General features: G+C 33.6%; 25 protein-coding genes and 3 pseudogenes. 5 read left to right on the top strand and 23 right to left on the bottom strand.

Annotated features, from left to right (window positions below; genetic code table 11):
• The 5 genes from MNO09_RS14110 to MNO09_RS14090 form a co-directional block, all read right to left on the bottom strand.
• Complete coding sequence (locus MNO09_RS14110; protein WP_088107081.1) at positions 1 to 1,734, bottom strand: tetratricopeptide repeat protein; 1,734 nt, start codon at positions 1,732 to 1,734, stop codon at positions 1 to 3.
• Positions 1,735 to 1,763: 29 nt separating this feature from the next.
• Positions 1,764 to 2,708, bottom strand: a complete 945-nt coding sequence (locus tag MNO09_RS14105) for an ATP-binding protein (RefSeq protein WP_000999215.1) — start codon at positions 2,706 to 2,708, stop codon at positions 1,764 to 1,766.
• 178 nt (positions 2,709 to 2,886) lie between these two features.
• Positions 2,887 to 5,241 carry a penicillin acylase family protein gene (locus MNO09_RS14100; protein WP_241950177.1) on the bottom strand — a complete coding sequence of 785 codons (2,355 nt, stop codon included), beginning with the start codon at positions 5,239 to 5,241 and terminating at the stop codon, positions 2,887 to 2,889.
• 72 nt (positions 5,242 to 5,313) lie between these two features.
• Positions 5,314 to 6,060, bottom strand: a complete 747-nt coding sequence (locus MNO09_RS14095) for a DnaD domain-containing protein (RefSeq protein ID WP_000312120.1) — start codon at positions 6,058 to 6,060, stop codon at positions 5,314 to 5,316.
• Between the two features lie 337 nt (positions 6,061 to 6,397).
• Positions 6,398 to 8,179 (bottom strand): S-layer homology domain-containing protein, encoded by a 1,782-nt coding sequence (locus MNO09_RS14090; RefSeq protein ID WP_078183078.1) that lies wholly within the window; start codon positions 8,177 to 8,179, stop codon positions 6,398 to 6,400.
• 638 nt (positions 8,180 to 8,817) lie between these two features.
• Here MNO09_RS14090 and MNO09_RS14085 point away from each other — a divergent pair.
• Positions 8,818 to 9,273 carry a DUF7832 domain-containing protein gene (locus MNO09_RS14085; protein ID WP_088107079.1) on the top strand — a complete coding sequence of 152 codons (456 nt, stop codon included), beginning with the start codon at positions 8,818 to 8,820 and terminating at the stop codon, positions 9,271 to 9,273.
• 236 nt (positions 9,274 to 9,509) lie between these two features.
• Here MNO09_RS14085 and MNO09_RS14080 read toward each other — a convergent pair whose 3' ends face one another.
• On the bottom strand, positions 9,510 to 10,091 hold the full coding sequence (locus MNO09_RS14080) for a TetR/AcrR family transcriptional regulator (RefSeq protein ID WP_000113334.1): 582 nt from the start codon (positions 10,089 to 10,091) through the stop codon (positions 9,510 to 9,512).
• A gap of 223 nt (positions 10,092 to 10,314) precedes the next feature.
• Here MNO09_RS14080 and MNO09_RS14075 point away from each other — a divergent pair, with 223 nt between their 5' ends.
• The gene (locus tag MNO09_RS14075; protein ID WP_001085012.1) at positions 10,315 to 11,562 is read left to right on the top strand and encodes an MFS transporter; all 1,248 of its coding nucleotides are present in this window, start codon (positions 10,315 to 10,317) and stop codon (positions 11,560 to 11,562) included.
• Positions 11,563 to 11,709: 147 nt separating this feature from the next.
• Here MNO09_RS14075 and MNO09_RS14070 read toward each other — a convergent pair whose 3' ends face one another.
• From MNO09_RS14070 to MNO09_RS14055, 4 genes are all read right to left on the bottom strand, one after another.
• Positions 11,710 to 12,168, bottom strand: a complete 459-nt coding sequence (locus MNO09_RS14070) for a hypothetical protein (protein ID WP_088107078.1) — start codon at positions 12,166 to 12,168, stop codon at positions 11,710 to 11,712.
• Positions 12,169 to 12,323: 155 nt separating this feature from the next.
• Complete coding sequence (locus tag MNO09_RS14065; protein ID WP_000992213.1) at positions 12,324 to 13,280, bottom strand: DUF3994 domain-containing protein; 957 nt, start codon at positions 13,278 to 13,280, stop codon at positions 12,324 to 12,326.
• A 56-nt stretch (positions 13,281 to 13,336) separates the two neighbouring features.
• A complete protein-coding gene (locus MNO09_RS14060) occupies positions 13,337 to 13,666 on the bottom strand; it encodes a hypothetical protein (protein ID WP_016127274.1) in 330 nt (109 codons plus the stop codon).
• A gap of 100 nt (positions 13,667 to 13,766) precedes the next feature.
• Positions 13,767 to 14,105, bottom strand: coding sequence for a DUF4064 domain-containing protein (locus MNO09_RS14055; protein ID WP_000831562.1), 339 nt, complete (start codon positions 14,103 to 14,105; stop codon positions 13,767 to 13,769).
• 290 nt (positions 14,106 to 14,395) lie between these two features.
• On the opposite strand from MNO09_RS14055, the gene MNO09_RS14050 reads away from it, so the two are divergent.
• Positions 14,396 to 15,103 (top strand): DNA alkylation repair protein, encoded by a 708-nt coding sequence (locus tag MNO09_RS14050; protein WP_000346322.1) that lies wholly within the window; start codon positions 14,396 to 14,398, stop codon positions 15,101 to 15,103.
• Between the two features lie 67 nt (positions 15,104 to 15,170).
• Here MNO09_RS14050 and MNO09_RS14045 read toward each other — a convergent pair whose 3' ends face one another.
• The 12 genes and pseudogenes from MNO09_RS14045 to MNO09_RS13990 all read right to left on the bottom strand — a co-directional run bounded on the left by MNO09_RS14045 (position 15,171) and on the right by MNO09_RS13990 (position 22,396).
• A complete protein-coding gene (locus tag MNO09_RS14045; RefSeq protein ID WP_000379842.1) occupies positions 15,171 to 15,632 on the bottom strand; it encodes an Imm30 family immunity protein in 462 nt (153 codons plus the stop codon).
• A gap of 209 nt (positions 15,633 to 15,841) precedes the next feature.
• A complete protein-coding gene (locus MNO09_RS14040; protein ID WP_002203540.1) occupies positions 15,842 to 16,264 on the bottom strand; it encodes an immunity 22 family protein in 423 nt (140 codons plus the stop codon).
• A 28-nt stretch (positions 16,265 to 16,292) separates the two neighbouring features.
• A pseudogene (locus MNO09_RS14035) lies at positions 16,293 to 16,441 on the bottom strand (SecY-interacting protein Syd); the annotation flags it as partial.
• A 4-nt stretch (positions 16,442 to 16,445) separates the two neighbouring features.
• On the bottom strand, positions 16,446 to 17,084 hold the full coding sequence (locus tag MNO09_RS14030) for a hypothetical protein (RefSeq protein ID WP_000474007.1): 639 nt from the start codon (positions 17,082 to 17,084) through the stop codon (positions 16,446 to 16,448).
• 13 nt (positions 17,085 to 17,097) lie between these two features.
• A complete protein-coding gene (locus MNO09_RS14025) occupies positions 17,098 to 17,361 on the bottom strand; it encodes a hypothetical protein (protein WP_001016549.1) in 264 nt (87 codons plus the stop codon).
• Between the two features lie 72 nt (positions 17,362 to 17,433).
• A pseudogene (locus MNO09_RS14020) lies at positions 17,434 to 17,985 on the bottom strand (SUKH-4 family immunity protein).
• A 171-nt stretch (positions 17,986 to 18,156) separates the two neighbouring features.
• On the bottom strand, positions 18,157 to 18,945 hold the full coding sequence (gene imm47 / locus MNO09_RS14015; protein ID WP_000418150.1) for an Imm47 family immunity protein: 789 nt from the start codon (positions 18,943 to 18,945) through the stop codon (positions 18,157 to 18,159).
• 61 nt (positions 18,946 to 19,006) lie between these two features.
• Positions 19,007 to 19,495 carry an SMI1/KNR4 family protein gene (locus MNO09_RS14010; RefSeq protein WP_001044974.1) on the bottom strand — a complete coding sequence of 163 codons (489 nt, stop codon included), beginning with the start codon at positions 19,493 to 19,495 and terminating at the stop codon, positions 19,007 to 19,009.
• Between the two features lie 180 nt (positions 19,496 to 19,675).
• Complete coding sequence (locus tag MNO09_RS14005; protein ID WP_000930908.1) at positions 19,676 to 20,134, bottom strand: toxin-antitoxin system YwqK family antitoxin; 459 nt, start codon at positions 20,132 to 20,134, stop codon at positions 19,676 to 19,678.
• Between the two features lie 180 nt (positions 20,135 to 20,314).
• Positions 20,315 to 20,597: pseudogene (locus MNO09_RS14000) on the bottom strand (pentapeptide repeat-containing protein); the annotation flags it as partial.
• A 227-nt stretch (positions 20,598 to 20,824) separates the two neighbouring features.
• Complete coding sequence (locus MNO09_RS13995) at positions 20,825 to 21,208, bottom strand: hypothetical protein (protein ID WP_000968638.1); 384 nt, start codon at positions 21,206 to 21,208, stop codon at positions 20,825 to 20,827.
• A 12-nt stretch (positions 21,209 to 21,220) separates the two neighbouring features.
• Complete coding sequence (locus MNO09_RS13990; RefSeq protein WP_001288640.1) at positions 21,221 to 22,396, bottom strand: coiled-coil domain-containing protein; 1,176 nt, start codon at positions 22,394 to 22,396, stop codon at positions 21,221 to 21,223.
• A 58-nt stretch (positions 22,397 to 22,454) separates the two neighbouring features.
• Between MNO09_RS13990 and MNO09_RS13985 the strand changes: the two genes are divergently transcribed.
• Together MNO09_RS13985 and MNO09_RS13980 are read left to right on the top strand one after the other, a co-directional pair.
• Positions 22,455 to 22,832, top strand: coding sequence for a DUF1433 domain-containing protein (locus MNO09_RS13985; RefSeq protein ID WP_000728340.1), 378 nt, complete (start codon positions 22,455 to 22,457; stop codon positions 22,830 to 22,832).
• Between the two features lie 83 nt (positions 22,833 to 22,915).
• Positions 22,916 to 23,299: a DUF1433 domain-containing protein gene (locus MNO09_RS13980; RefSeq protein ID WP_000758188.1), complete on the top strand. Its 384-nt coding sequence runs from the start codon at positions 22,916 to 22,918 to the stop codon at positions 23,297 to 23,299.
• Between the two features lie 252 nt (positions 23,300 to 23,551).
• Here the strand turns inward: MNO09_RS13980 and MNO09_RS13975 are convergent, their stop codons facing one another.
• Entirely contained in the window at positions 23,552 to 23,908 is a 357-nt protein-coding gene (locus tag MNO09_RS13975) for an Imm3 family immunity protein (protein WP_000656081.1), read from the bottom strand.
• Between the last annotated feature and the right edge of the window lie 89 nt (positions 23,909 to 23,997).

Genomic DNA, 23,997 nt, shown 5'->3' with positions numbered 1-23,997 from the left:
CTAAATCCCCCCTGCTTCAACGCCTTGTGACTCTATTTTCCCAAGTAGCTCTTCATATTTTTGCATCTCTTCTTGCCCATTATTCCAGCTCTCACCGTAAATATGAGTTAACTTTCTTGCTGTTATTTCAATTATAAAAGAGCTATCTCCATTTTGAAGTAATACATACGTTCTTGTATCCTCTTTATATATTTTCATAGGAGTTGCTTTTTTTAACTTCTCCCCGGCTGGTTGTCCTACTTTTTCTAACATTACCGGTACATAACTTTTCTCTATAGCTCCCTCAATTGTACTTCCATTCCAATCACCTTTTCTTAATACGTATAATACAGTTACTACTTCTAACTTATCGAACGATTCTTTTTTATCTTTGAGCGCTTTATCTTGTTGCTCTACAATAATATCCTTCGTTTCTTGACTCATTTGTGGCGTCGTATTCACCGCATTTGTATTATTTAAGTTATACAATTTCCCAGCTTTAAATATAAAGGAGATCGATAAAACGACAATTAAACAAATATACCATTTATTATATTTTGGTGATTCAATATCTGAATATGATTGAATCTTTTTATGTTCAGCTGATGATAAAGCTGGTTCTTTCACTGCTGCAGCAACCTCTTGCTGCCCCTCATACACAGTTCCTTTACTCCAAAAGCCCTCTAGCTGTGCTTCCAGTTCTTCTTTTGATAGTTTCGCAGCTGGAATAGTAGTAGCTTCTCCTTTTTTAACTGTACTTTCCATATTGGAAATTTCACGATTTCGAATGATTTTATTTTTTTTCACATTGTATTCAGCATCAAAGCGTGTTCCTAATCCTACTTCTTTATGAATCCGTCCTTTTATAATAGATGAAATGATATACATCATAAAAATAACTATATACACGGAACCAGCATACCAACCTGTTAAATATACAGGGAGGATTATCCATCCTAAAAGGCTTAAAACAACTAAAATATAATATAATTTAAGACTCTTCTTACTTGTAAACGAAAATATTTTACAAAACTTAGAAAATGAATTCCAAAATGTATACGTAAAACTTGCCATAAAAGCACAATACTTATTTTTCGTTCCGATTGTATCTCTATAAATTTTGTAGGCACCTTCATGATTCGGCTCTAATCGTATTGCAGTTTCAGCTAGCATTCTTGCTTTTTTAAAATTACCTTTTTCTTTTGCAACATTTGCAAAAGAGACTAGATTTGTTACATTTTCTGGATTCAGCTCTAACGCACGTTTTTCCGCCTTTATACCCTCTTCTATTCGTTTCGGATAATAACTTAAAAGAATAAAAGCATATCTTCCTACATACATATCATTTTCAGGTTCTAACTCTATCGCTTTGTTATAGTATGTAATACCTTTATTAAGCGATTCTATATGTACTTTTGCCTCACCCACATAAAAGTAATATACGCCTTCTTCCGGATAATTTCTTATCCCTATTTCTGCTATCTCTTTTAATCTCTCAAAATTTTCTTGCGCATAAAAAATATCTAACGCTGTTAACAAAACATTTTCATCTAAGTGATCTATTTTTAGTGCCTCTTCTAAATATTTACTTGCTTCATCAATTTGTCGAAATCCAAAGTAGTACACATGACTTAAACAAATATAACCAGTAGCATCTTCTGGATCTTCTTTAATCATCCACTCCGCTTCTTCTTTTGCAAGCTCAACATCACCAAGCTTCAATAAGTGCGAGATTCTCCTAAGTTGCTCTTCCATCTATTCCTTTCCCTCCAATCTAATATCATTTATTTCAATTGGTGTTCTTCCATATACTCTAATACTTTGTCAAAATCTTTATTTACATCACTAAACGTTGCATAATTTTTTGCGGTTGAGAACCAGTCTAAAGTTGTCGGTTGCCTTTTTTTCATTGCTTTTAATAAATCTTCATTGGATAAGGGTTGTAACTGTCCCGTTTCAAATGAACGCTGAATAGCTTCATTAATAGCGTCTTCCACTAAATATGTTAAATCTGCCCCTGAAAAATGCTCTGCATACTTCGAAACAAAATCTAACTGCAATTCCATTCTCGGTTTATCCTTTGTTTTCAACTCTAGTATTGTCAATCTTTCCTCGTTATTTGGTGGTGCCACAAAAACAAGTGAATTAAAACGGCCTGGTCGTCGTAACGCCGGATCAATATACCATGGTGTATTTGTTGCCCCAATTATATAAACCCCTTCATTAAAAGAATTGCTTCCGTCCATCTCCACTAGCAATTGATTAACTAACGTTCTTTGATGATGAGCACCCATCTTCTGTCTATTCCCGCCATATGCGTCTAACTCATCTATAAATAAAATACAAGGCTTTGTTTTTCTTGCCTCTTCGAACACTTCATGTAAATTTTTCTCTGCTTCTCCTGACCACATTGATAGTATTGCTTGCAACTCTAAATGAATAAAATTAGCGTTTATCTCACCTGCAACTGCTCGCGCTAAAAATGTCTTTCCACATCCAGGCGGCCCATAAAATAATAAACTGCCTCCTACTTTCTTACCGAAAGCTTGAAAATACTCTGGATTGTTAATCGGCATAATAAAGTCCATATTTATTTTCTTTTTAATATCTTCCATTCCACCAACATCATCAAAAGTTATTTTACTCTCTTCCACTTCAACCATTTGATTTTTTTCTCTATCAAAAGAAATCACTTTAATTTTCTCTCGATATTTCTCCATGTCGTTCATTCTTGTATTTATCCCCCTATAAAACCCTTTAATTTAGAATACATGTATCTCTATTGCTGTAAAACCTTAAACAAAATATTCCAAAAAAAATTATAACAAAGTTCTACAGAATTTTTTGTCAAATTTTGTCACACAACAAAAAAGAGACCCTTACCTATAGTAAGAGCCTCTTCGAACATTATTTCGGTTGTAAAGTTAACACTTTCCCTTCTATTCCATCCGTATTCAATGTAGTCGTATGATACGTTCCATTTACCCAATCATCTATTTGATCATGGTACCAATCGCTTCTAAAATGTCCCGATTGTCCTGGTCCTACGATATGATAACCGTTTGACATATCTTTCGTATCAATCACGAATCGCCAAGAAGCTCCGTGATTGACAATACCGTTATTTCCGTAACTCGCTGCTTGAACGGTAACTTGGCTTCCGCCGATTGGAATTGGTTTTTCACGATTAAATGCAAGTAGCGCTAGCATACTAGATGATTTTGAAATTGGATGTGTGAACGCCAGTTGATGGTAATCGCCCCACTTCCACTCCGCAACATCAGGGCCATATTCCTTCTGTAGTTTCTTCATTACATTTTCGTACGATGTATGCACAACTTTCGTGAAGCCTCCGTACTTCGTAAACCAAGCGCCGTTTTCTCCCGCTACTTCTTTTCGAATCAATTCATCAACAACTTGTGACTTCCCTTCAAATAACTCCATCACATCTTTCGGTATTTCTTTTGAAAATAACGTATTCGAAATCTCTTTCATTAACAAATGGAATATTAATGGTGCTGCTTCATCTTTACTATCGTTAAAATTCCACTTTGTTAATTGTTTTACGCCTTCTTTCTCTACTTCATTTAAAGATGCTTTATTTAACTCTTTTAACAATATAGGGGCAAATTCTTTCCCGTATAAATTTTTTTGATCCATCTGTAACTCTTCTAAATCTTTCACCGTATACTTTTCTTTCTCTTGTAAAAATTCTTGAATACGCATTTGTCTATATGGCTGCGCCCACGTATTACTAATATGGTACGGATAATTATCATCCACAATTTTATTATTTGCAGTTGAAATAAACCCTTGTTTTGGATTTATTACTTTTGGAAGTTGATCATATGGGATATACCCTTCCCATTCATATTCATCTGTCCACCCTGGCACCGGCAAACTCCCGTCACCTTTTTTACGCACTGTTATATTTCCATTCGCTTTATACGCAATTGTGCCGTCATTTGATGCAAATACAAAGTTTTGAGTTGGTGTATGAAAATCTTGAAGTGCCGTTTCAAACTCATTCCAATCTTTCGCTTTATTCATATTTAATACAGCTTTTAATTCAGCAGAAGGCTCCAAAGCAGTCCATTTCAAAGCGAATACTGTTTTCGTTTTCGCTTTTCCTTTATCCGCAAACTCTGAAATGACTGGACCATGCCTCGTAACCGTCACATTATACGGAATTGTTTTCCCGCCTTTTACTTTAATAGATTCATCAACAACTGTAGCTTTTTCCCACTTATCCTTATACAAAAATTCATTTTCATTATTAGGATTTCGCTTCTCAATATATAAATCTTGTACATCAGGACCTGTATTCGTAACGCCCCATGCTATTTTGTCATTGTGACCTAATATAACACCCGGTACTCCAGCGAAAATAACACCACTCACATGTAAATCTTTCATTTCAAGTTTCGATTGATACCAAATAGAAGGCGTTGCAAGAGATAAATGAGGATCATCCGCTAAAATTGGCTTACCAGACGCACTCTTCTCACCGCTTATGACCCAGTTATTGCTACCATTAAACTCTGGCGGAATAATCGTTTTTGCAAAACTTTGTGCTACGTCCACATTTGTATTTTTCAGTTCAGCTAGCAATCTAGGTGCATCTTTCGGATATGTAGGAAATAGCTCATTTGCTTGCTCTTTCGGTAAATTTTTCAGTGCCCAATATCGAAATGCTTGTCCGTGCCAATGTCCGCCTAAGTCAAACGCCATATACTTTCCAATCGTTAACGTATCAACAATGGACCATTCAGTAGGCTCATAACCTAATATAGTAAACTCAACCGGCAATTTCTTTTCCTCTTTCGCCTCGCGTATAAAAGCGTTCACCCCATCATATTGACTAACAGACGCTTCGGCTGCTCGTCGTAAACCGAGTGTTCGAAACAATTTATCTCGATCAACAGCTGCTTCCCCTACAACTTCACTCAACATCCCAGAAGCTTGCCTTCTACTTAAATCCATTTGAAACAAACGATCTTGCGCTTGTACATACCCTTGCGAAAAATATAAATCATGTGCATTTTCCGCTTTAATATGCGGTACCCCTTTACTATCCCGCTTTACCTGAACAGCATGTTGTAAATCCTCTAGCTTTATCGTCCCATCTATCTTTGGCACAGAACTAAGCGTATATATGTTCAAAAAAGTCGCTGTACAAATAACTAACAAAAGGATGATACTACTAGACCAAATAAAAATTCTCTTCCCTCTAGTTCGCTTCTTCTTTATAACAACTTCCATATAACCCCTCCTTTCTCAAACTATTCGCTTCTATTTAAGGAAGAACCTTTTAGAAAAGTAGAAAAACCCAGACTATGGATCATACAAACTACATACATCTCCCTTATGTACGCCTTCCTTTCCTTCAAAGAAATCTACTCTCCCTTTTTCACACCAATTCCTCAAAATTCCCTTCACATAAGCGAGCGTTCGCTTATTATATTCAAATGCAATTTTAAGCGCCTCTATTACTGTCTCTCCTGAAACTTTTTGTATCCACTCTTTCAATTCCTTCACGATATAGGGAGATAGACTACTTATATGTTGTTCGTAAAACTTATAAACTTCACCATGCGAAGTATCCTCTTCTATCTCTTCCTCCTCAGCAACTTCTTGTAAACTACTATTATCCTCTTCTGCCGGCATACCAAAATGCTGCAATAACAATGGAATCTTCCATTCTTCTTCAAGACATGTACGTAAAAACATATGTATGAACTCTTTATTTTTCACAGTCTTTAATTCCCTTAACACACACTTTTCTACATTCGTATTTAAAATAGGGTTGTAGTGTAGCCAATTTAGTATGTATAACTCTTTCGTTTCCGCATCGTATAAAATCTTTCCGTATTCAACAAATCTATTTAACAGCTTCTCAACAGTTTCCATACTGTAGCCTGTTTCCAGTTCTGCCACACGCTTCGGTAATACGTAAATTCCACATTGCTTCGTTTTCGTACCAGTTAACAAATATATGTAAAAATAACGCTCCTCTGGCGTTAAATCTAATATGAATTCATCTTGCCAAAAGTTCACCTGCACATTACGGTACACCGCCATATGTTTCCCTCCTCCTTTTATTCATAAAAAGACAGAATTCAACCCTTCAATATACATATAGGAATGAGCGCTTTGTTTTTGCATTTGAATTCCAAATTTTTTTAACTACTACAACGCCGGTTTTATTTTTTCGCGCCTTTTGTTCTTGTAGTTGTTTTTGTTTTGTTTTTTCTTTTCTTAGTGATTTATTACTTGGTAGGTGCTTATAAGGGGCTTGGAAGGGGCTTCATAGGGGCTAAAATAAAAAGGAGCTGTTCCAAATTTTCATTTTGGATAGCTCCTTTAACATCCTTATTACTTTTTCTTGCATCAGTACAAACTTTTACATACCATTCATTTATTTCTGCATAGAGTCTAACATCTTCACTAAAAAGGCAGCTGCCTCACCACGAGTTGTTGTACCTTTAGGATTAAACTTGTTATCTCCAACACCAGTAACTACCTGTAAGCTGTATAATCGCTGAACAGGCTGTTTGTATGCGATCAAATGTTGATCTGTAAATGGTAATGCGACTAAATTACCTGTAACACCTTTATACTGTAATGCCTTGTCAATCATAACCGATGCTTCTTCACGAGTAATTGGTGCATTCGGGTCAAAAATTCCTCCGCCACGACCGCTAATAATTCCTGCACTTGCACTTCGCTTAATACCATTATGAAGTGACGGATGCGCTTTGTTAATGTCTACAAATGACTTATTTCCTTCTGGTAATTGAAGAGCATTTGAAATTAATGCAGCAAACTCAGCTCTCGTTACATTACGATAAGGCGCAAATACACCATTTCCTTCTCCGTGCATAATACCTAGACTGTGTAGTTTACGAATATGTCCCTCAAACCATCCACCTGTAATATCATCTTTTGGCTTTTGTACTTCTTCTTTTGGTACATTGTAGTTAATCTTAATCCAACTTGGATTATAGAAAATCCACTCTCCATTTCCCACTTTATACCAACCGTTTTTAACTGCTAACACTTTGTAACGGTCACCTTTTGAAGCTTTACGAACAATATGATGCTCAAGGTCCGCACCACTACGTACGTTTATACCGTCACCATTCACTACAAGCTCCATGTTAGGTTCAGCTGGATTATATTCATTTGAATCAAATAGCTCGTTTCTTTCTTGTAAAGGCGAGTCAATTTGTGCGTTAACATTTGCATACCATTGAATACCTTGTACGAAGCCATTCCAATTCCCACGAGAAATTAAAATATCAGGACAGTTTTTTCCGCTCCATTGTTGATGCCTATAAATGTGATCCGTGCTAATTCCTTCTTTATTCATTAAGTATCCTGCAAGTCGCTTCGCATTCTCTAACGCTTTATTATAATCTCCATCTTGGTTAACTGAAATTTCAATACCGATAGACTCTCTGTTTCCTGAACCATCACCATCTCCTGCATGCCAACCATTTTCATTTGTTGGTAAGTGCTGATAGATTTGTTTATCGTCCACAGTAAAATGCCACGAAGCTGTTCGGAACGTACCTTCCGTTGCTTGTTTATACAAATATTTCGCATGATTTTCAGCATTCGCACCACGTGCTGTATTTGCAGTCTCATGAATTGTAATATAACGTGCTTTCATCGGATTAGCCGGCCGAATATCAGGATTTCCTGCTGGAACAATCCACTCTACAAATGATACACCTGCAAGTGTTCCATATTTCTTTGTAGTCATCGATGCACTATATTGAATAGCTCTTGGCTTTTCAACCGGCTTCATTTCACGAGTAGAACCATCATTTCGACCGTCTACATGTTCAAATGCCTTTTCAATATTTGAAATCGCTTCTTCATCCGCTACTTGACCTGTTTTCGCTTCTTTCATTTTATGTAGCTCTTCTGTTTCATCATGTTTATGTTTATATTCTTCTAAGAGAATTTTCTCATTCTCTGATACTTCCGCTTCATTAATTTGCATGTGATCTGGAGTTTCTAGATTGAAATTAGAATAACTTAACCCGCTCGTTCCACGTTCCCCTTGTGCGATACGAAGTTGATCAGTTTGAGGGTTTTTACTCTCTTCTGCTGATATTGCTAAAGGAGCGCTCCCTAACATTACTAAACTTGTTGATAGTGCAATTACTCTTTTTTTCATGATTGTATTCATTGCTGTAATCGATACCTACACTGTTCGTGTAGTATCTCAACCTCCCTTTATATTCTCATTAGTGAAAGACTATGAATCTACTATGTACTTTTAACAAAAATTTTTTCATCACCTATGTATATTCATCCTTTTACATGCTTTCATTTTATCCCCAGCAGGTGAATGATAGTTTCTATAAAATTCCTTAACAGACATTATTTTATAACCAATTGCAAATGCCGTCAAAAACACTTCCCCTCATACACACTACTACTTCTCAAAAATAGATTAGGATACCTTTTACTGATTTTCTTCAACAAGAAGGATCTTTATGATTTTTCATACCTATCAAATAAATCTTGTTTCTTTGTACTTTTTCTCCTTGAAAATATTAACATTTTTACATTCTTGCGATAATATAGATGTAACCTTTTATATTGAAGGGAGTTTTATTTGGAAAAGATTTCTCATATTGATAGCTGAAATGAAGAAGACCAAAAAATGATGAAGAAAAACGAGAGTACATACGATATTCAGCAGATGGGATATACTTTGAAGAGCTAGAAATAACACTGCTAGAATGGCTTGAAAACATAGTTAAAATATTAAAACAAACAGTACGAATTTAATTAGATACTACATTAAAGGGGATGACCTAATTGTTACATACGATTGTTTATGATAAAGCGAAGTACCATTATGAAGGTAATTTCCCTGAGGACTTATCAATCGATCAAGCTTTTGTACATACTGGTATGTTTTTAGGATGGATAATTGAACATCATTTATGTAGTCAAGAATTTGAAGAAGAGTCTCAAGACGAAATTAACCAGTTTAAACTTAGACAAATGACTGGCACAGAAATTTATATGAACTGGGATGGCGTTTTAGCAGATGACATGTTAAATGATGAGGGCAACCAATTCGCAATGTACTACTTTAACCACGACGAGGACTGGAAATATATAAATGATTACAGTAATATTTTTATAAATGAAGGCGAAACTCTCTACCATGTGCAAGATACTTGGGAAAACTATTTCAAATTAAAAGAAGTTATTGATAATAGCTATAATTTTTGGAAAGACAACTTACAAAATAAAGTGAAACTTTAATCAGTGGGGGTTTTCTTCATCCCCCACTGATTATTAGTTGAACCAATCGGACTTTTTATGGGCAGTTGATCCCCCGCCTAACTTCTTTGCTTTCGCTGAATTTTGAGGTGGGGGTCTTACTGCCCATTAAAGCGGGATAAATAATTATAACAAGTCGATTTCTTATGTTAATAAGGAATCGACTTTCTTAGTATCTAATCCAAAAACCATATAATTGAAACATACTTCTACAATTATTATTTTACTAACGATACTATTATCGATATCGAATTATCTATAACGGAACGTTCTGGACGTGATTTCATTAACACTGTTAATCCAATTAAGGACGTGACTAATGTTTGCGCTAATGCTTTAGCGTTCAAATCATTTTGCAGTTCTCCTGATCGAATTCCTTTCGTAATTAATTCTTGAAAAATAACTGCAAGATACATTTGATGCTCTCTAGTCAGTACTTCAAATTTTTCATTATGAGGAGCAAGTTCAACCATTGTGTTAATACAAAAACAACCTTTACTGAACTCTTTTTTATATTCCTCCTCCACCATATTTTCAAAAAACGTCCGAATTGCTCCTTTTACAGATTGTTCGTTTTGAAGTTTTGTTCGTATATTAGCCGCATGTAAATTTGTGTATCTCCTTAATGCCGCTTCAAATAATCCCTCTTTATCACCAAAGGCTGAATATAAACTCGGCTTTTGTATTTCCATTTTAGCAGTTAACTCACTTAATGAAGTAGCTGCGTATCCCTTCTCCCAAAAAAGTTGCATAGCAGCATCTAAAGCTTTTTCTTCATCAAATTCACGTAGTCGTGCCATTTAAAACCATCTCCTTTCTACATCTAGTTATTAAGACTATGCACCATCATTTATGTACCAATCGGTATATTATATATCGTATTAGATTATAAACGACATGTCAAAAAATCATAATTAACTCAAAATAAACTTGACATATATATTTCTTCAAGATTATATTTTACTTACAAATAACATACCGTTCGGTACGTTATTTTCGATAATCCAAAAAGGAGCTGATTTTATGAATAGTAAAGAAAAAATGATGACTATTCGAAAACATACTCACACTCAGGTACATTCACCTGTTCATGCAACAATGTCTCGTTATATGACTCTATTATTCGCAATAGCTTGCGGAATGGCTGTGGCAAACATATATTTCGCTCATCCACTACTTGATTCTTTATCAAATGAATTTAAGATTAGTCATTCAACTATCGGTATTGTAATTACTATTACTCAAGTTTGTTATGCACTTGGATTACTTTTATTCGTTCCACTTGGTGACTTATTAAACCAAAAGAAACTTATTATTGCTCACATGCTTTTATCCGTTTTCGCTTTAATTATAATCGGATGCGCTTCCTCAAGCACCGTACTTTTTATAGGTATGGCCTTAGTAGGAATTCTTGCAACTGTTACGCAAACCCTCGTCGCATATGCATCAATTTTAGCTAATCCAGCAGAACGTGGACGCATTGTAGGTTTCGTTACAAGTGGCGTTGTCATAGGTATTCTTCTTGCTCGTACATTTGCAGGCATATTAACGGATTTAGCTGGATGGCGGTCCGTTTATCTCACCTCTGCTATCCTTTTACTCTTCGTAACTTTTTTGTTACACCGAAATTTGCCTACTCTTGAACATAAAAAAGTAACAACTCTATCTTACCGAAAATTAATATACTCTGTTCTCTTATTATTTGTAGAAGAACGACTCTTACGCATTCGAGGAATATTAGCATTGCTTATTTTCACTTCATTCAGTATTTTATGGACTTCTTTAGTATTACCTCTAAGTGCTTCACCACATAATCTTTCACATACAGCTATTGGTGCGTTCGGTCTTGCTGGAGTGGCAGGTGCATTTGCTGCTACTAAAGCTGGGCAATTAGCTGATAAAGGATTAGGACAAAGAACAACTGGCATAGCCTTATCATTATTAATACTCTCATGGCTCCTAATTAAATCTATTAACCACTCTCTATTATTACTAATTTTCGGTATTATCCTATTAGATTTAGCTGTGCAAGCTGTACATGTCACCAATCAAAGTATGCTGTTCACAGTGCGTCCCGAAGCAAGAAGTCGACTCACTGCCAGTTACATGATTTTTTATTCTATCGGTAGTGCAACAGGTGCAATTCTTTCAACAAATACGTATGCAAAATACGGTTGGGATGGAGTATGCATATTAGGTGTATCTGTTAGTGCTTGCGCTCTTTTATTTTGGATAATAACATTACGGCGATCATCACAGCTGAACGAATAATAATTCATTTATGTTTAATACGTGTTTTTCTACAAGACTATAGAGTAGCACTTATTTTTTAACACAAATCAACGGCATTTTCATATAAAAAATGCCGTTGATTCACAATTTCATGATAAGGAATCCTATACTATCGAAATACATCTATTACGAATTCCCTTTAACGTTTTCAACAATCTCATTTATCGTATTTCGATCAAACTTATCACTAATTTCGTATGACTCACGATCTCCTACTAATTGTACGCCTACAATATCATTGCGATCCTTACCATATTGCACTTCAATAATAGATCCACGCTCTATTTGTTTCCAAACGAGTCTTGCTTCATCTTTATTATCTAAAATCATACAGTCCTCAATATTTTCATCAATCCCTATTAACTTGTTGTCATCTATAAACCCAACCTCGTATTGTTGACGCTCTTTCGCTTTGCTGCTTACTAATATACCTTTGCTACCATATGAGTAATCCATATAATCCTTTTTCTCAGATTGTACCGCTTTCGTCTCTTGTACTTTAGTTTTTTCAGCAGTTCCACAACCTGTAATAAGAACGATTGGTATAACTACAGTTAATACTAGTCTCGTAAATTTCTTTATCATTTGTAACCAATCCCATATATTTAATGTGAAACTCCATTTATTACTTTATTAAATAATAACATGATACTAAGTAGACAAAACCAAAGATAACATATTATTTACATACTCACACTTTAATTAAGGACCAGGCCATTTAAACCTAGTCCTACATAACTTTAACTTTGCTTCACATACTTAATTGTATTGAATGAAGTCTCATTAAATAATCGTAAGTTTTCCCCATCATAATCTTGAACTTTATATGCTATTTTCTTTTTTTGAATTGTATCTTCTACACCGTCTACTAAACGTTTATTGAGATGTAAATAGATTGTAAAAGCTTCCTTATCATATTCCCAAGTTCCTTCAATATAATTCTTTTTATTTGGATACTCACCTTTACCATACGTTTCAAATGTCTTATCACCTTTTAGAATGAGTGACATAATGAAACCGTCTGCTCCTTTGAATCCCCAATTACCGATTAATTCCGTACCATCTTTCACATTCTTCATAACGTTATCCGTATTAATTCCAGCTTTCTTATCTAACTCTTTCAAATCTTTCACAGATACTGTACCGTCACTGATTTTAATATCCCCTTCAAGATCTTTGAATGCCTTAAGCCAGTAAATATCTCCTTCTTTCACTAACTTTTCGGATTTTTCGATTAACTCTTTATCAGTTTTATCGCCTTTTTCTCTTTTTTCTTTTCGGGTGAATACTTCATTTATTAAAGAAAAAGAATCTCTAAAATAACCAATTGCTTTTTCAAAATCCTTTTGTTGATTTACATACTCTGCAGGGGGATCTATCGACTCGAATTTATCTAACATTTTATTTAATTCTTTCACACTATCTACTACATCTGATTTCTTTTTCTTACCATCAAAAACCTCTCTTGTAATATTGTTATGCTCCGCAAACAACTTATCAAACTCTACCCCTAATTTATACACTTTATTAGGATAGTCTTCCTTTGAAACCTTTTCTTTCTTACTATTAGACTTCGATTCTTTTACTTTAGACTCTTCCGTTTTCTCCTGTTTAGAAGTGTTCGTTTTCTCAGACACTCCACAACCAAATAACAACATGACCGGAACTGCTACCCCTAGTAGTTTCTTTGCATTCATGACTGATTTCTCCTTTTACTTGAATAAATTACTCTTACTATAGCCATCCTCTTTTTTTATCTTGTAATTAAAGTTACAATCGCAATAACTCCTAGAATCGGTCCCCAATATTCCATTTTTATAAAAAATAGTGAGTGTTTTTTGTTAAACATAACTTTTTCACCAGTTTCAGCATCTATATAAACTTTCCCATCTGGTTTATTAATATATTTTCCTAAATACCAAGACATAACCCCTGATATAATAAACATTACCGCCATTGGCCAACTATGGTCTTGAAAATATGTAGTATCTCCTGTTATAGATTCAAAGATAACATTACCCAAAAGAGTATTAATAATTACAATAATTGCGACTAAAAAACCCCAACCAGACCAAATAATCATTTATTTCTCCTCCTAAAGCGTACAACTTGTACCTTATGTTAATTTGAACTGCAAACGAAAACATTAAAAAAACCGAATATTCAGACGTAAACAATTATATTTATCCTACATTCGATTCTAACTTTAATGTTCTAAATGCAAATGAACCAGATATAATTTGTAAAATTGTCGGAATAAGCAAAAAGAATAATGACATAAATAACATAACTATAGGAATCACAATCATACAAACTCCATAAACTTTATTATTAACCTTGTTTACTAAACATGATAAAATAAGCAACCCTATTTGAACCGTTAAAATAATAGAGTAATAAGCTAAAAGTTCATAATCAAAACCTTCCATAATATTAAACGCTACAACTATTAATAGTATGGAAATAATAATTCCTATAATGCCACCAATTAAACCTAGTACGAATTCAAGCGTTCTTTTCAATTCAATCCCCCTTTTATGAGCCACTAACAACTTGTATATTTTTCCCATTCACCATCATACCAAATATTTATTGGAAAAACTATACATACTTTTCATTCTCCCTTACCTTACAGTGACCTTCTTACCATTATAGATAGCTTGTAGCAGTTACAAAATCAAATCCTTCAAAATCACTAACTGGTTTCGATGCCTTTAGAAAGTAGACATACCTCTTGAATACAATTAGTATTAACATAAGAAATATGAAAGGCTTAAAAAGGCTTTTACATGAAGGAAGGAAGTGCACAGCTATGGATTTTAAAACAGTTATGCAAGAACTTGAGGCTCTAGGTAAGGAACGAACGAAAAAAATATACATATCTAACGGCGCCCACGAGCCAGTTTTTGGCGTAGCTACAGGTGCCATGAAACCAATCGCTAAAAAAATAAAATTAAATCAAGAATTAGCTGAAGAACTTTATGCCACAGGCAACTACGATGCTATGTATTTTGCAGGCATTATTGCCGACCCAAAAGCTATGAGTGAATCGGATTTTAACCGTTGGATAGATGGGGCTTATTTTTATATGCTATCTGATTATGTAGTAGCAGTAACTTTATCGGAGTCAAATATTGCACAAGACGTTGCTGATACATGGATTGCAAGTGGGGACGAACTTAAAATGTCTGCCGGCTGGAGTTGCTACTGCTGGCTTTTAGGGAATCGCAAAGACAACGAGTTTTCCGAAAGCAAAATTTCCGATATGCTTGAAATGGTGAAAGATACAATTCATCATTCTCCAGAACGAACAAAATCCGCTATGAATAATTTCCTAAACACCGTGGCAATTTCATATGTACCACTACATGAAAAAGCAGTCGAAACTGCAAAAGAAGTTGGTATAGTTGAAATCAAACGTGATAATAAAAAAAGCAGTTTGTTACATGCTACAGAGAGTATTCAGAAAGAACTTGATAGAGGAAGACTTGGTTTTAAACGTAAGTATGTAAGATGTTAAACAGATTCGTATCTGGGTGTCAATTCGAGAAAGATTGACACCCTTTTTTATTGAGATTATTCGACTATTAGATAAGCTCAATGACTTCATTAATAGATTTACTAAACATATCAGGATCTTCATTTTTTATTTCCAATAATAGTTCTTTAATGCTACTTGTAATGGATAAATCAAATTGCGAAAGTACTTTTCCATACACCGTTCTTATTTGGGGATCATTAAGTATTCTGTAATGTATAATCTCTACCCAGTCTTTAGCGCCGCTCATCATCGACGGAGCAGCTGTAGCAATACATTTCAATCCCTCTTCTATATAATTTTCATATAAGCCCTCTATCCCATGAATCAAACTAAACATCACTTCAGGTTGTTCAGTATCATCATCAAAGACTAAACATAAATCTGGAATAATAGAAATATCGTTACACTCAATCACTCGTATGCATGACTCATTAAACTCTTGTATCTCATTTTCATTTTCTAGCAAACGGTTATCATATAATCGATTTAAATGTTCTTTAGTATCCAAAAGAGATTATCCTTTCTTTTTTTCATCTTCAAAATATTCACTGTCCCGATAGATCTTTATCATAAATTCCATCAGTGAATCAGCTTTTTTATTTTTAAAGTAATATACAAGCGTTTATTGAAACGTATTGAAATTAAAAAGTAATATCCTGATAACCTACTTCAATTACCTTGTATTTGATCTCTTCATAGAAATGCTTATAGTACAAACTACCTGTACGGCATAGAACCAATAAATGTGACCTCTAAACCATCAAACATATCTTCTCTTTTCGCTTCATTATATTTAAAATCATAAAGAACAATAGCAAAGTTAATATCGTTCGCTAAACTATCTCCATTTACTAGCTTTTTTATTTTAGGAATAATTCGTTCACTATAAGAAAAATCACTTAAAATATGTTCAACGTACCTTTTATTATTCTCATAAAAACAAATTTCAATATTATCTTCATCATAATAACCGAATTCAAAGCTCGTCCCAAACTTTGAATGAACTGAATCACCATCTAACGTGTAATCTATATCGACATACTCCTCAAGATTTTGGAGTGATTTAGAAATTCCAAACCAAACTGAAGCCATTCCACTATATTCCACTTTCCCACCCCATCTAGCCGGTCTATAATTCATATAAACATTCTTTACTTTACTATTTTTATAGCCTCAAACAAGAAATCAACTCATTTAAACTATTCGAAACCTCTATAAACATCCACGTTCGAAATCCTCGAATTCGTTCTTTCCTCTTACATTATTTAAAACAACTAGTAAACCATTTCCTTTTATCCCTATAGGAATCTTATCTAGTCCCTTAATAACTCGTGATTAAGTCTTCGCCCTCATATCTAGGGTCTTTCTCCACTTTACCATCTTTTGTTTTGATGACTTTTAGTCTACCTAACCACTCTGCTCCGTTATATGTCTCTTCACTTACCCATACATTATGCTTTTTACCGTCTACCTCAACTACTAATGTTGGGTGTGTAAATATGAATTCCTTCTCTACATGCCTACCTACAATTTCTGCATGTAATGATGTACCTTCTTCAACTAGTTTACTATTCTGATACCCTTCGATAATAGGTAATCCAATAAATACAAAGAATATCAGCCCAAATACGGTCACTTTCTTCTTTGTACTCCATTTATTCTTTTCTTTCAATTCCTTTTGTCTTGCTTCTCTTTCTTCGCGTTCATCCAAACTCTCATTTAAAGCGTCTTCCCATGCCTTAATTTCTGCTTCGATTTCCGCTTCGACTCTTGCTAATTTTTCTAGTTGTTCATCGGTTGCTACCATCTCATATGAGTTATCTCCAACCACACGAATTTCAGCACCATTTTCTTTTACTTTTCGCAAGTCTTTTTCTGTACAATCAAACTCTCGAATAATTTCCCCTTGTGTGTTTACAAGTCTAACGTAAATGTTTTTTTTCTCCCTCTTCTTAAACATCTGAATTTCCCCCTTATTCGTTTCCTATCATAGATAACCCTATTGCAATTAAGAGAAAGAAAACGATAATAAGGAAAGTCTTCCCTTTGCTTAATTGTGTTGTACAACCTTCCAAGACAGCCCATATAAGAATTGGGAAAAGAAGAATACCTAGGAGAATATCAACCAACTTGTTGCTACTCTTCTTTAGTGTTTTTGCTTCTTCTACTATCGGTTTTAACTGAACAGCTTCTTTTCTTATTTGTTTCGGTTTCTTTTTCTTGCGTCTATGATTCACCCGATATACTCCTTTTAGAATAACTTTTTACTACCTATAAAAATACCGGAATATCCCCCTTTTCACTTCCAATTATTCATATAAGCTCTCAATTTCAATAAACCAAAAAGACCCCTTTTTCACACACTTATCATCAATTTTTTTCAATTCTTCCTTCAACCAACTTATTGTACACTCTAGTATATTATTATCGATAAAGGCATCCTCACCATTTATTTCTACTGCCTTATCAATCATTTTTGAATATACTAATAAACATGCTGCAAATTGATGTATAGAAGAATTCATAAACACTTCTTTATACGCATCACTATTATTTAGAAATACTATTTTTTCTTGTTTTTCAATTATACAAATTGGATCTCCAGAACTTGTTGTTCCTAAATACCAATATTTTCGAAACTCTTCTGGCATTTGAAATACATTTATAATAGACCTTACGAAAGACTGAGATCAAGTAAATTCTAAATACAGTGGCGGTGTTTCTGGTAAGCCTCCTATAGACAAAAATCGTTTCACTTCAGCTGAAAAGTTTTTGTTTATTAATTCTTTTTCAGGAAATGTAATGAGTGGGCCATCTTTATTAACATCCCATTTCTCTCGAAAATTCTCTGGTAGTATCATTTTTTCACCTTCTTGATGTGTTTATATCTTTTAACATTTAGTTGAGCTACTAGTTGTTTTTTTATTTTCCTCCATAAAACATACCATCCATTAAAGCTTTCCGTTATAGTAAAAATCACTCCTTAACAGGGTGCCATAGAATGTTTTATATTCATCACATGTATCGTTTTCTTATACGACTACATGTCCATAAAAATACTTTTTACCAATCTTCCATTCTTTCTTTGTTAGAACATCAATATATGACATCAACTCTCTATTTTTTTCATTTGTTATTATCGTATCGTATTGAATAGGACATTTGATTCCACTCCAAATTGATAAAATGGAAGGTATAGTAACAACATTATAAGTAGTTCTATCTCTTAAAGAACTCATAACTTCCGAAACTAACTTCTTTGCCAAATCTCCAGGAAAAGATAGTCTATTACGATAATAATATTCTTGCGTATCGTTATTTTCGATAAAAACAGAATAAGCTTCATTAAACTCTTCTAACGGTACTTCATAATACTCGTCCTCCATTCCAAGCATCCATGAAAGTTCATTTCTTATAGCTTTTTCAACAAAGGTATCTTCCCACTCTTCTAGTAACGCTAAAAGATATGGTACTACATGATATGAAAGAGTTTCACCAGCACTTACTACAAAATTATGAACTCCATCCTCTGAAGCACTTGAAAGGAATTTCAAATTATTCGTTTCTAATAAATCATCGTGAGTAGCTACTGAACAAAATAGTCTAGTGCATAAATGTAAAACAAGCTCATTTCGAGTACTATTCATAAGTTCAATTAGTAACCTCTTTACGGAGAAATCACCTAACTTTAACAATTCGTTAATTAAAATAAAGCATTCTGTCTCTGTTGCACTATCCCTTAAGCTAGACTTAAGAGTTTCAATTGTATGATTAGAAATTTCTCCATACCAAATATCTTTTTTTAAATGCTCTAATTCCATCATTCTCCCGCCTTTTATTACTGCTTACATTTATACGAACCATTTTATATGGATAATATTATTAATCATGTAACTTATTTAAAAACTCCGTAAAATGATTAGCCACAAAAAATACATGTTCTCTCGCTACTTCCTCTGCTTCCTCAGCCGTAATCCCTTCACTTTCCATCAATGTTTCCTTTTCCCATGCTCCCTCATGTTCCCAAAAGACGACAATTGGATCTTCTTCATGATTTTTATAATCAAAGCAAATTAAATTTCCTGCTGGGTCAAATGCAAATGGCACCAATGCAATCGGTAATGTGTCATTGTAGTCATTGAATACCTCAATAATATTTTCATCATCATCCATATCATAAGTTAGTAATGTACCAAAAACTTTTCTCTTCCCCTCAACTTCAAATACTTCTGGGCTAACATGTGCTCCGTTATTCTTCATTACACATTCTATATAATCTAAAGGAAAATGAATGCCCAACTCTTTTTCCACATTCTTTACATTTTCTCGCAATAAAGGCTTATCTGGTGATCTCCATTCTACTTTATTCATCTCCTACCACCCCACTGAATCTCCTCAAGTCTTTTTTTCATTTATATTTGTTCGCGCCATAAACATACTTCTATATTTCGATACCTCTTCACATTTCCTATATATCTTTCTATGACTATCTCTCAATCGAATTATAATTCGTTATTTTATTAATATTCAATATTTTTAATGTAGTGTTCCTTACTTGTTTAAACCGCTACTGAATTTTTCCGCATATAATATATCGAATTCAGTTGGTTCTATTTTTTGTTTTACAACATTCCCTTGTTCATCATACTTTTTAAAAGTCATTTCACGTCCCGCAATATATTCAGACTCATGCTTCTTCATTCCGTTTTGAAAAAATTCAACATAGTAGCCTTCAACCGCGCTTCTATTCATATTGCTGATTCTTTTTATATTTCCATTCATATACAACTCCACATACTCTCCTTGTTTAACACCATTTTCTACATAGAAATAACATTCTATATTTCCATTCTCATAAACATCATAAGCTAAGCCAGTAAACAATTTTTCTTTACCATCATCTGCACACTCTACTATTCCTAGCCCATAAGGTCCCCCATATTCTAAACACTCTTCAAACTCAAGGCCATTCTGTATTATATACTCCTTCGTTAACACATCATTTAACATTTTCAATCCTCCTTTACAATATTAGCTAATGGTTAAGCTGTTGTAAAAGTAAGTTTTTATCGTAATATACTTCTATTTTTATTATGTAATTTCTATATACAATGAGAGGTATTTTCTAATATTTGTTTATAACGTATGCTATCCATTATAGGCCTTTAAATGTTCAAAATTCATTTACTTCTCACCATATTTCATATTTACTTTAGGGAAGTCCGCTTCACCAAATCTACAATCTGCAATATGTATTTCCTCTAAATTACAGCTTCTGAAATCGGCAAACTCACAATCACAATCAAAAAACGATGCTCTCATACTTGTTTTGCCATAATATCCTCTGCCATCACCTCTGACAAATCAAAAAAGTAAGGTCTACATTGCTCATATCTAGCCCATCTATTATTTCATCATTGTATTGAGATCGATTTAATATTTCCATGACTCTTATTCTATTATTCTCATTCATAACTGCATCCTTCCTATGAATACATCTATTTCCTACTCTAGCCTTCCCCTTAATTCACTCTCACCTTCAACGAACTCATATATTTCTATATAATTTGTATTATCTATTCATTCATATAACTTATCACCAGACACACTTTTCTGTTCAATCCAAACCTCATATTTACATAGTGCATCTCTTTCAGTAAATTAAAGTAATAGAAACTATCTTTAGTTTTTCCTCTTCTCTTATTTTTTCCCACAACTGTTTGCTAAGTGAACATGTTCATTAAAAATGTTGTTGTTAATTTGTTTTTCATATTTTTTTAATTCTTCATTGATTTTACTGCCAGTTTTACTTTCAAAACTTTTCTCTAATTCTGCTGCTATATCTCTTAGACTTGTTTGTAATTCATGAAATGCCCCTATGTTTTTTTGAAGAGCATATGTATCTTCTTTTATAATGTCTATTGATTTAAACCCTACTTCTGTTTTTAACATCATACGCTGCATTTCTCTTTCAATCTGTTTTTTAGCAGCTTGTAACTCCTCAACAACCTGATCTGCTAAATCTCCTGTAACACTTTCGATTTGCTTTTCTATCTTTTTAATTTCCCCCATAAAATCCATCATATAATTATCTCCTTATCTAAACTGAAAATTCCCCGCTAATTGATTATCTTTATCCCTAAGTGAATTTGCTGCATCACTAATTTCGTCCCCAAATCTACTTAAACTTTTTTGTTCTTTTCTTAAAAGATGAATTAATTCTTCTGCCATGTGTACATCGTGGAAATAGTCATTTCCACCTTCTTTCGTTTTGGCAATTCGTGAGATGGCTTCATCTATTTCGTATGCTTCTAATAGATGATATTTTCCACCTGGCCCTGTTTCATATTTTAATTGACTTTTCAACTTTCGAACCGCTTCAGCTTCTCTTCTTTGAAACTCTTCTATATTTTTTGCTATATCTGATAATCGATTACTGAGCATTTGAATTTTTTGTGCTTGTCTTATAATATCTTCAGGTTCTAATTTTAGTAGGGGACTTCCATTTGAATGAAATGCTCCTCTAAATGTATCTCTGCCGTGCCCTTCCATAGTTAAACGTGTAAAAAAACCTTCTTTTGTATCATTCTGTCTCACTGTAAATTGCTTACCAATTAGAGGTGCACCGAATTGAGTATGGTTACCAATTGGGTCATTCTCATGTGTATAATCCGTAGCTTTGTTTTCCATTTCCCCTCTATCTACTCGTTTTTTTGCTTCAGGACTTAGCAAACCATAAGGATTTGGTGCAGCCCATGTAGTTGCATAAAAATTCCGTTCCGAAGCAACATAATCAGCTTCTGCGCCTCCTTTACTATGCCCTGTAGCATGCACATAAGTTGGCTGATATGTTTCATTTACTTTATCTACCCATTCCAATCCGGTATTAAAAGATGTTGCAGAATCTGGTTTTACTGTTTGACTATTACTTGGAGTAATTACTTTAGAATGTGTTTTAATTCCAAACGTAATTTGATCGATATCTGTTTCGAAATCTGCTAATTGCTTAGGCTCTGTTCCACGAAATGCAAATACTATAGTTTCATAGTGAGTTTTATTCTCTTCATAATCATTTTTCGGCACCACTGCAATAGCTTGTAACCCATTTTTCACTTTTTGACAATCTGCATCTATTGATTCTATAACTACCCATCTTTTATTATGTCCTTTTATTTCTGCTCCTTTATGTAAAGTTCGATCATCATAAACGGCATCTGATAAATCGAAATAATCTTCCTCTGTCGCAATTGCATTCTTTTTAAATTCACTCATATGTTTCAACTCATTTCATGGTATATTTTAACTATATTGAAATATAAGGGGATCTTTTATGAAGAAAAAATTGGTAATTATTTTATCCATTATTTGTATTATAGCAGGAGGGTATTTTACAATGAAATACTTAAAACAAAAAGAAATAGAAGAAAAGTTTTGGAAAGCACAAGAAGTACGGGTAGAAAAGTATATTCATTATAATATTCAAGATGTGAAATCTATTACATTTACAGAACGTGAAACTAGTCCTATGGGCATTCCTAGACTAAAAGGGTATATAAATAATAACCAACAATTAGATTTTGTAGCTCGTATTAGTACTACAGAAAATTTCGAAGATAAATTTGATTGTTCTGCGGAATTAGGAAAACTTATAAAGGACCCTGAAAAATCCGTATCCGAAATTGAAAAGGAAGAGAAAGAAAAGAAATAAGAATAGTCTCTGCACTACTCTTGTCTTCCCTATCCCATTTTAAAAAGAATGTAATGGTAAGTTTTTTATAAGGGGAATTTCTAATGAAGAAAGTAGTTATTTTGATTGTATCTGCTTTGGTGCTCATAGCAGGAGGATTTTTTACTTTGGAATACTTAAAACATAAAGAAGAAGAGGAAAAATTTTGGAAAGCACAAGAAGCACGTGTAGAAAAGTATATTCGTTATAATATTCAGGATGTAAAATCTATTACATTTATAGAACATAAAATAAGTCCAATGGGAATTCCTTCTATAGAAGGATATATAAATGATGATAAAAATCTATGGTTTGATGCTAGTATCAGTACTACAGAAAACTTCGAAGATAAATTTTCACGTTCTGGAGAACTGGGAAAACTTATAAAAGACCCTGAAAATTCCGTTTCCGAAATCGAAAAGAAAGAAAAGAAAAAAATCCAAGAGTAGTCTTTACGATTACTCTTTTGTTCTCCTATAAAAAATAAAACAAAAGTTGGTTATTTGTAATATAGTAATAACCATTTAACTATCTATAAGATAAATTTTTTTATTTTTGATAACCGTATGCCTATTAATCTCTTTATTTTAGTCTTATTCCTTTTCCAACCTTTATTATCTCTCATCTATCTTACGTTTTATGTATGCAGCGATTTCTATTCTCTTGTTTAGCTATGTCTCTTACCTTTGCAGAAACATGAACTATTCAACCGAAGATTTATAATCACTCTTTACATTTTTCAATTCTTCTATTACATTGTTCATTCTTATCGATAAATCTTTTATTTCCTCTACTGTTAATTCACCTTCTGCCTCTTGAAGGTTAAACATACTTAGCCTCTTTGTTATACCTTTAATACGCCCAATAAAAACTATATGATGATCGACTGCTATTTCGCCTATGGCAGTATCAACGATAACATCTTCAATCTTTCCTAAATTATCAAATTCATCCGCTAGTTTTGCTATAGCATATCGATACCCTCTCTCTTCATCTAATAACTCTTCATACGCCTCCCGAATTGCATGAAATAATTCATTATACTCCCAATCTTTCATACATCCTCCCTCAAAAAAATCCCCACGCTTATGTGAAAATACTCTTTCAACACAAATATGAGGACTTCCTTATTTCATTTCTATACTTT

It is taken from the genome of Bacillus sp. N5-665 (assembly GCF_022637375.2).
GTDB classification, from domain to species: Bacteria; Bacillota; Bacilli; order Bacillales; family Bacillaceae_G; genus Bacillus_A; species Bacillus_A wiedmannii.
The sequence above is the reverse complement of the archived record's forward strand: the minus strand, read 5'-3'. Positions and strand labels throughout refer to the sequence as shown.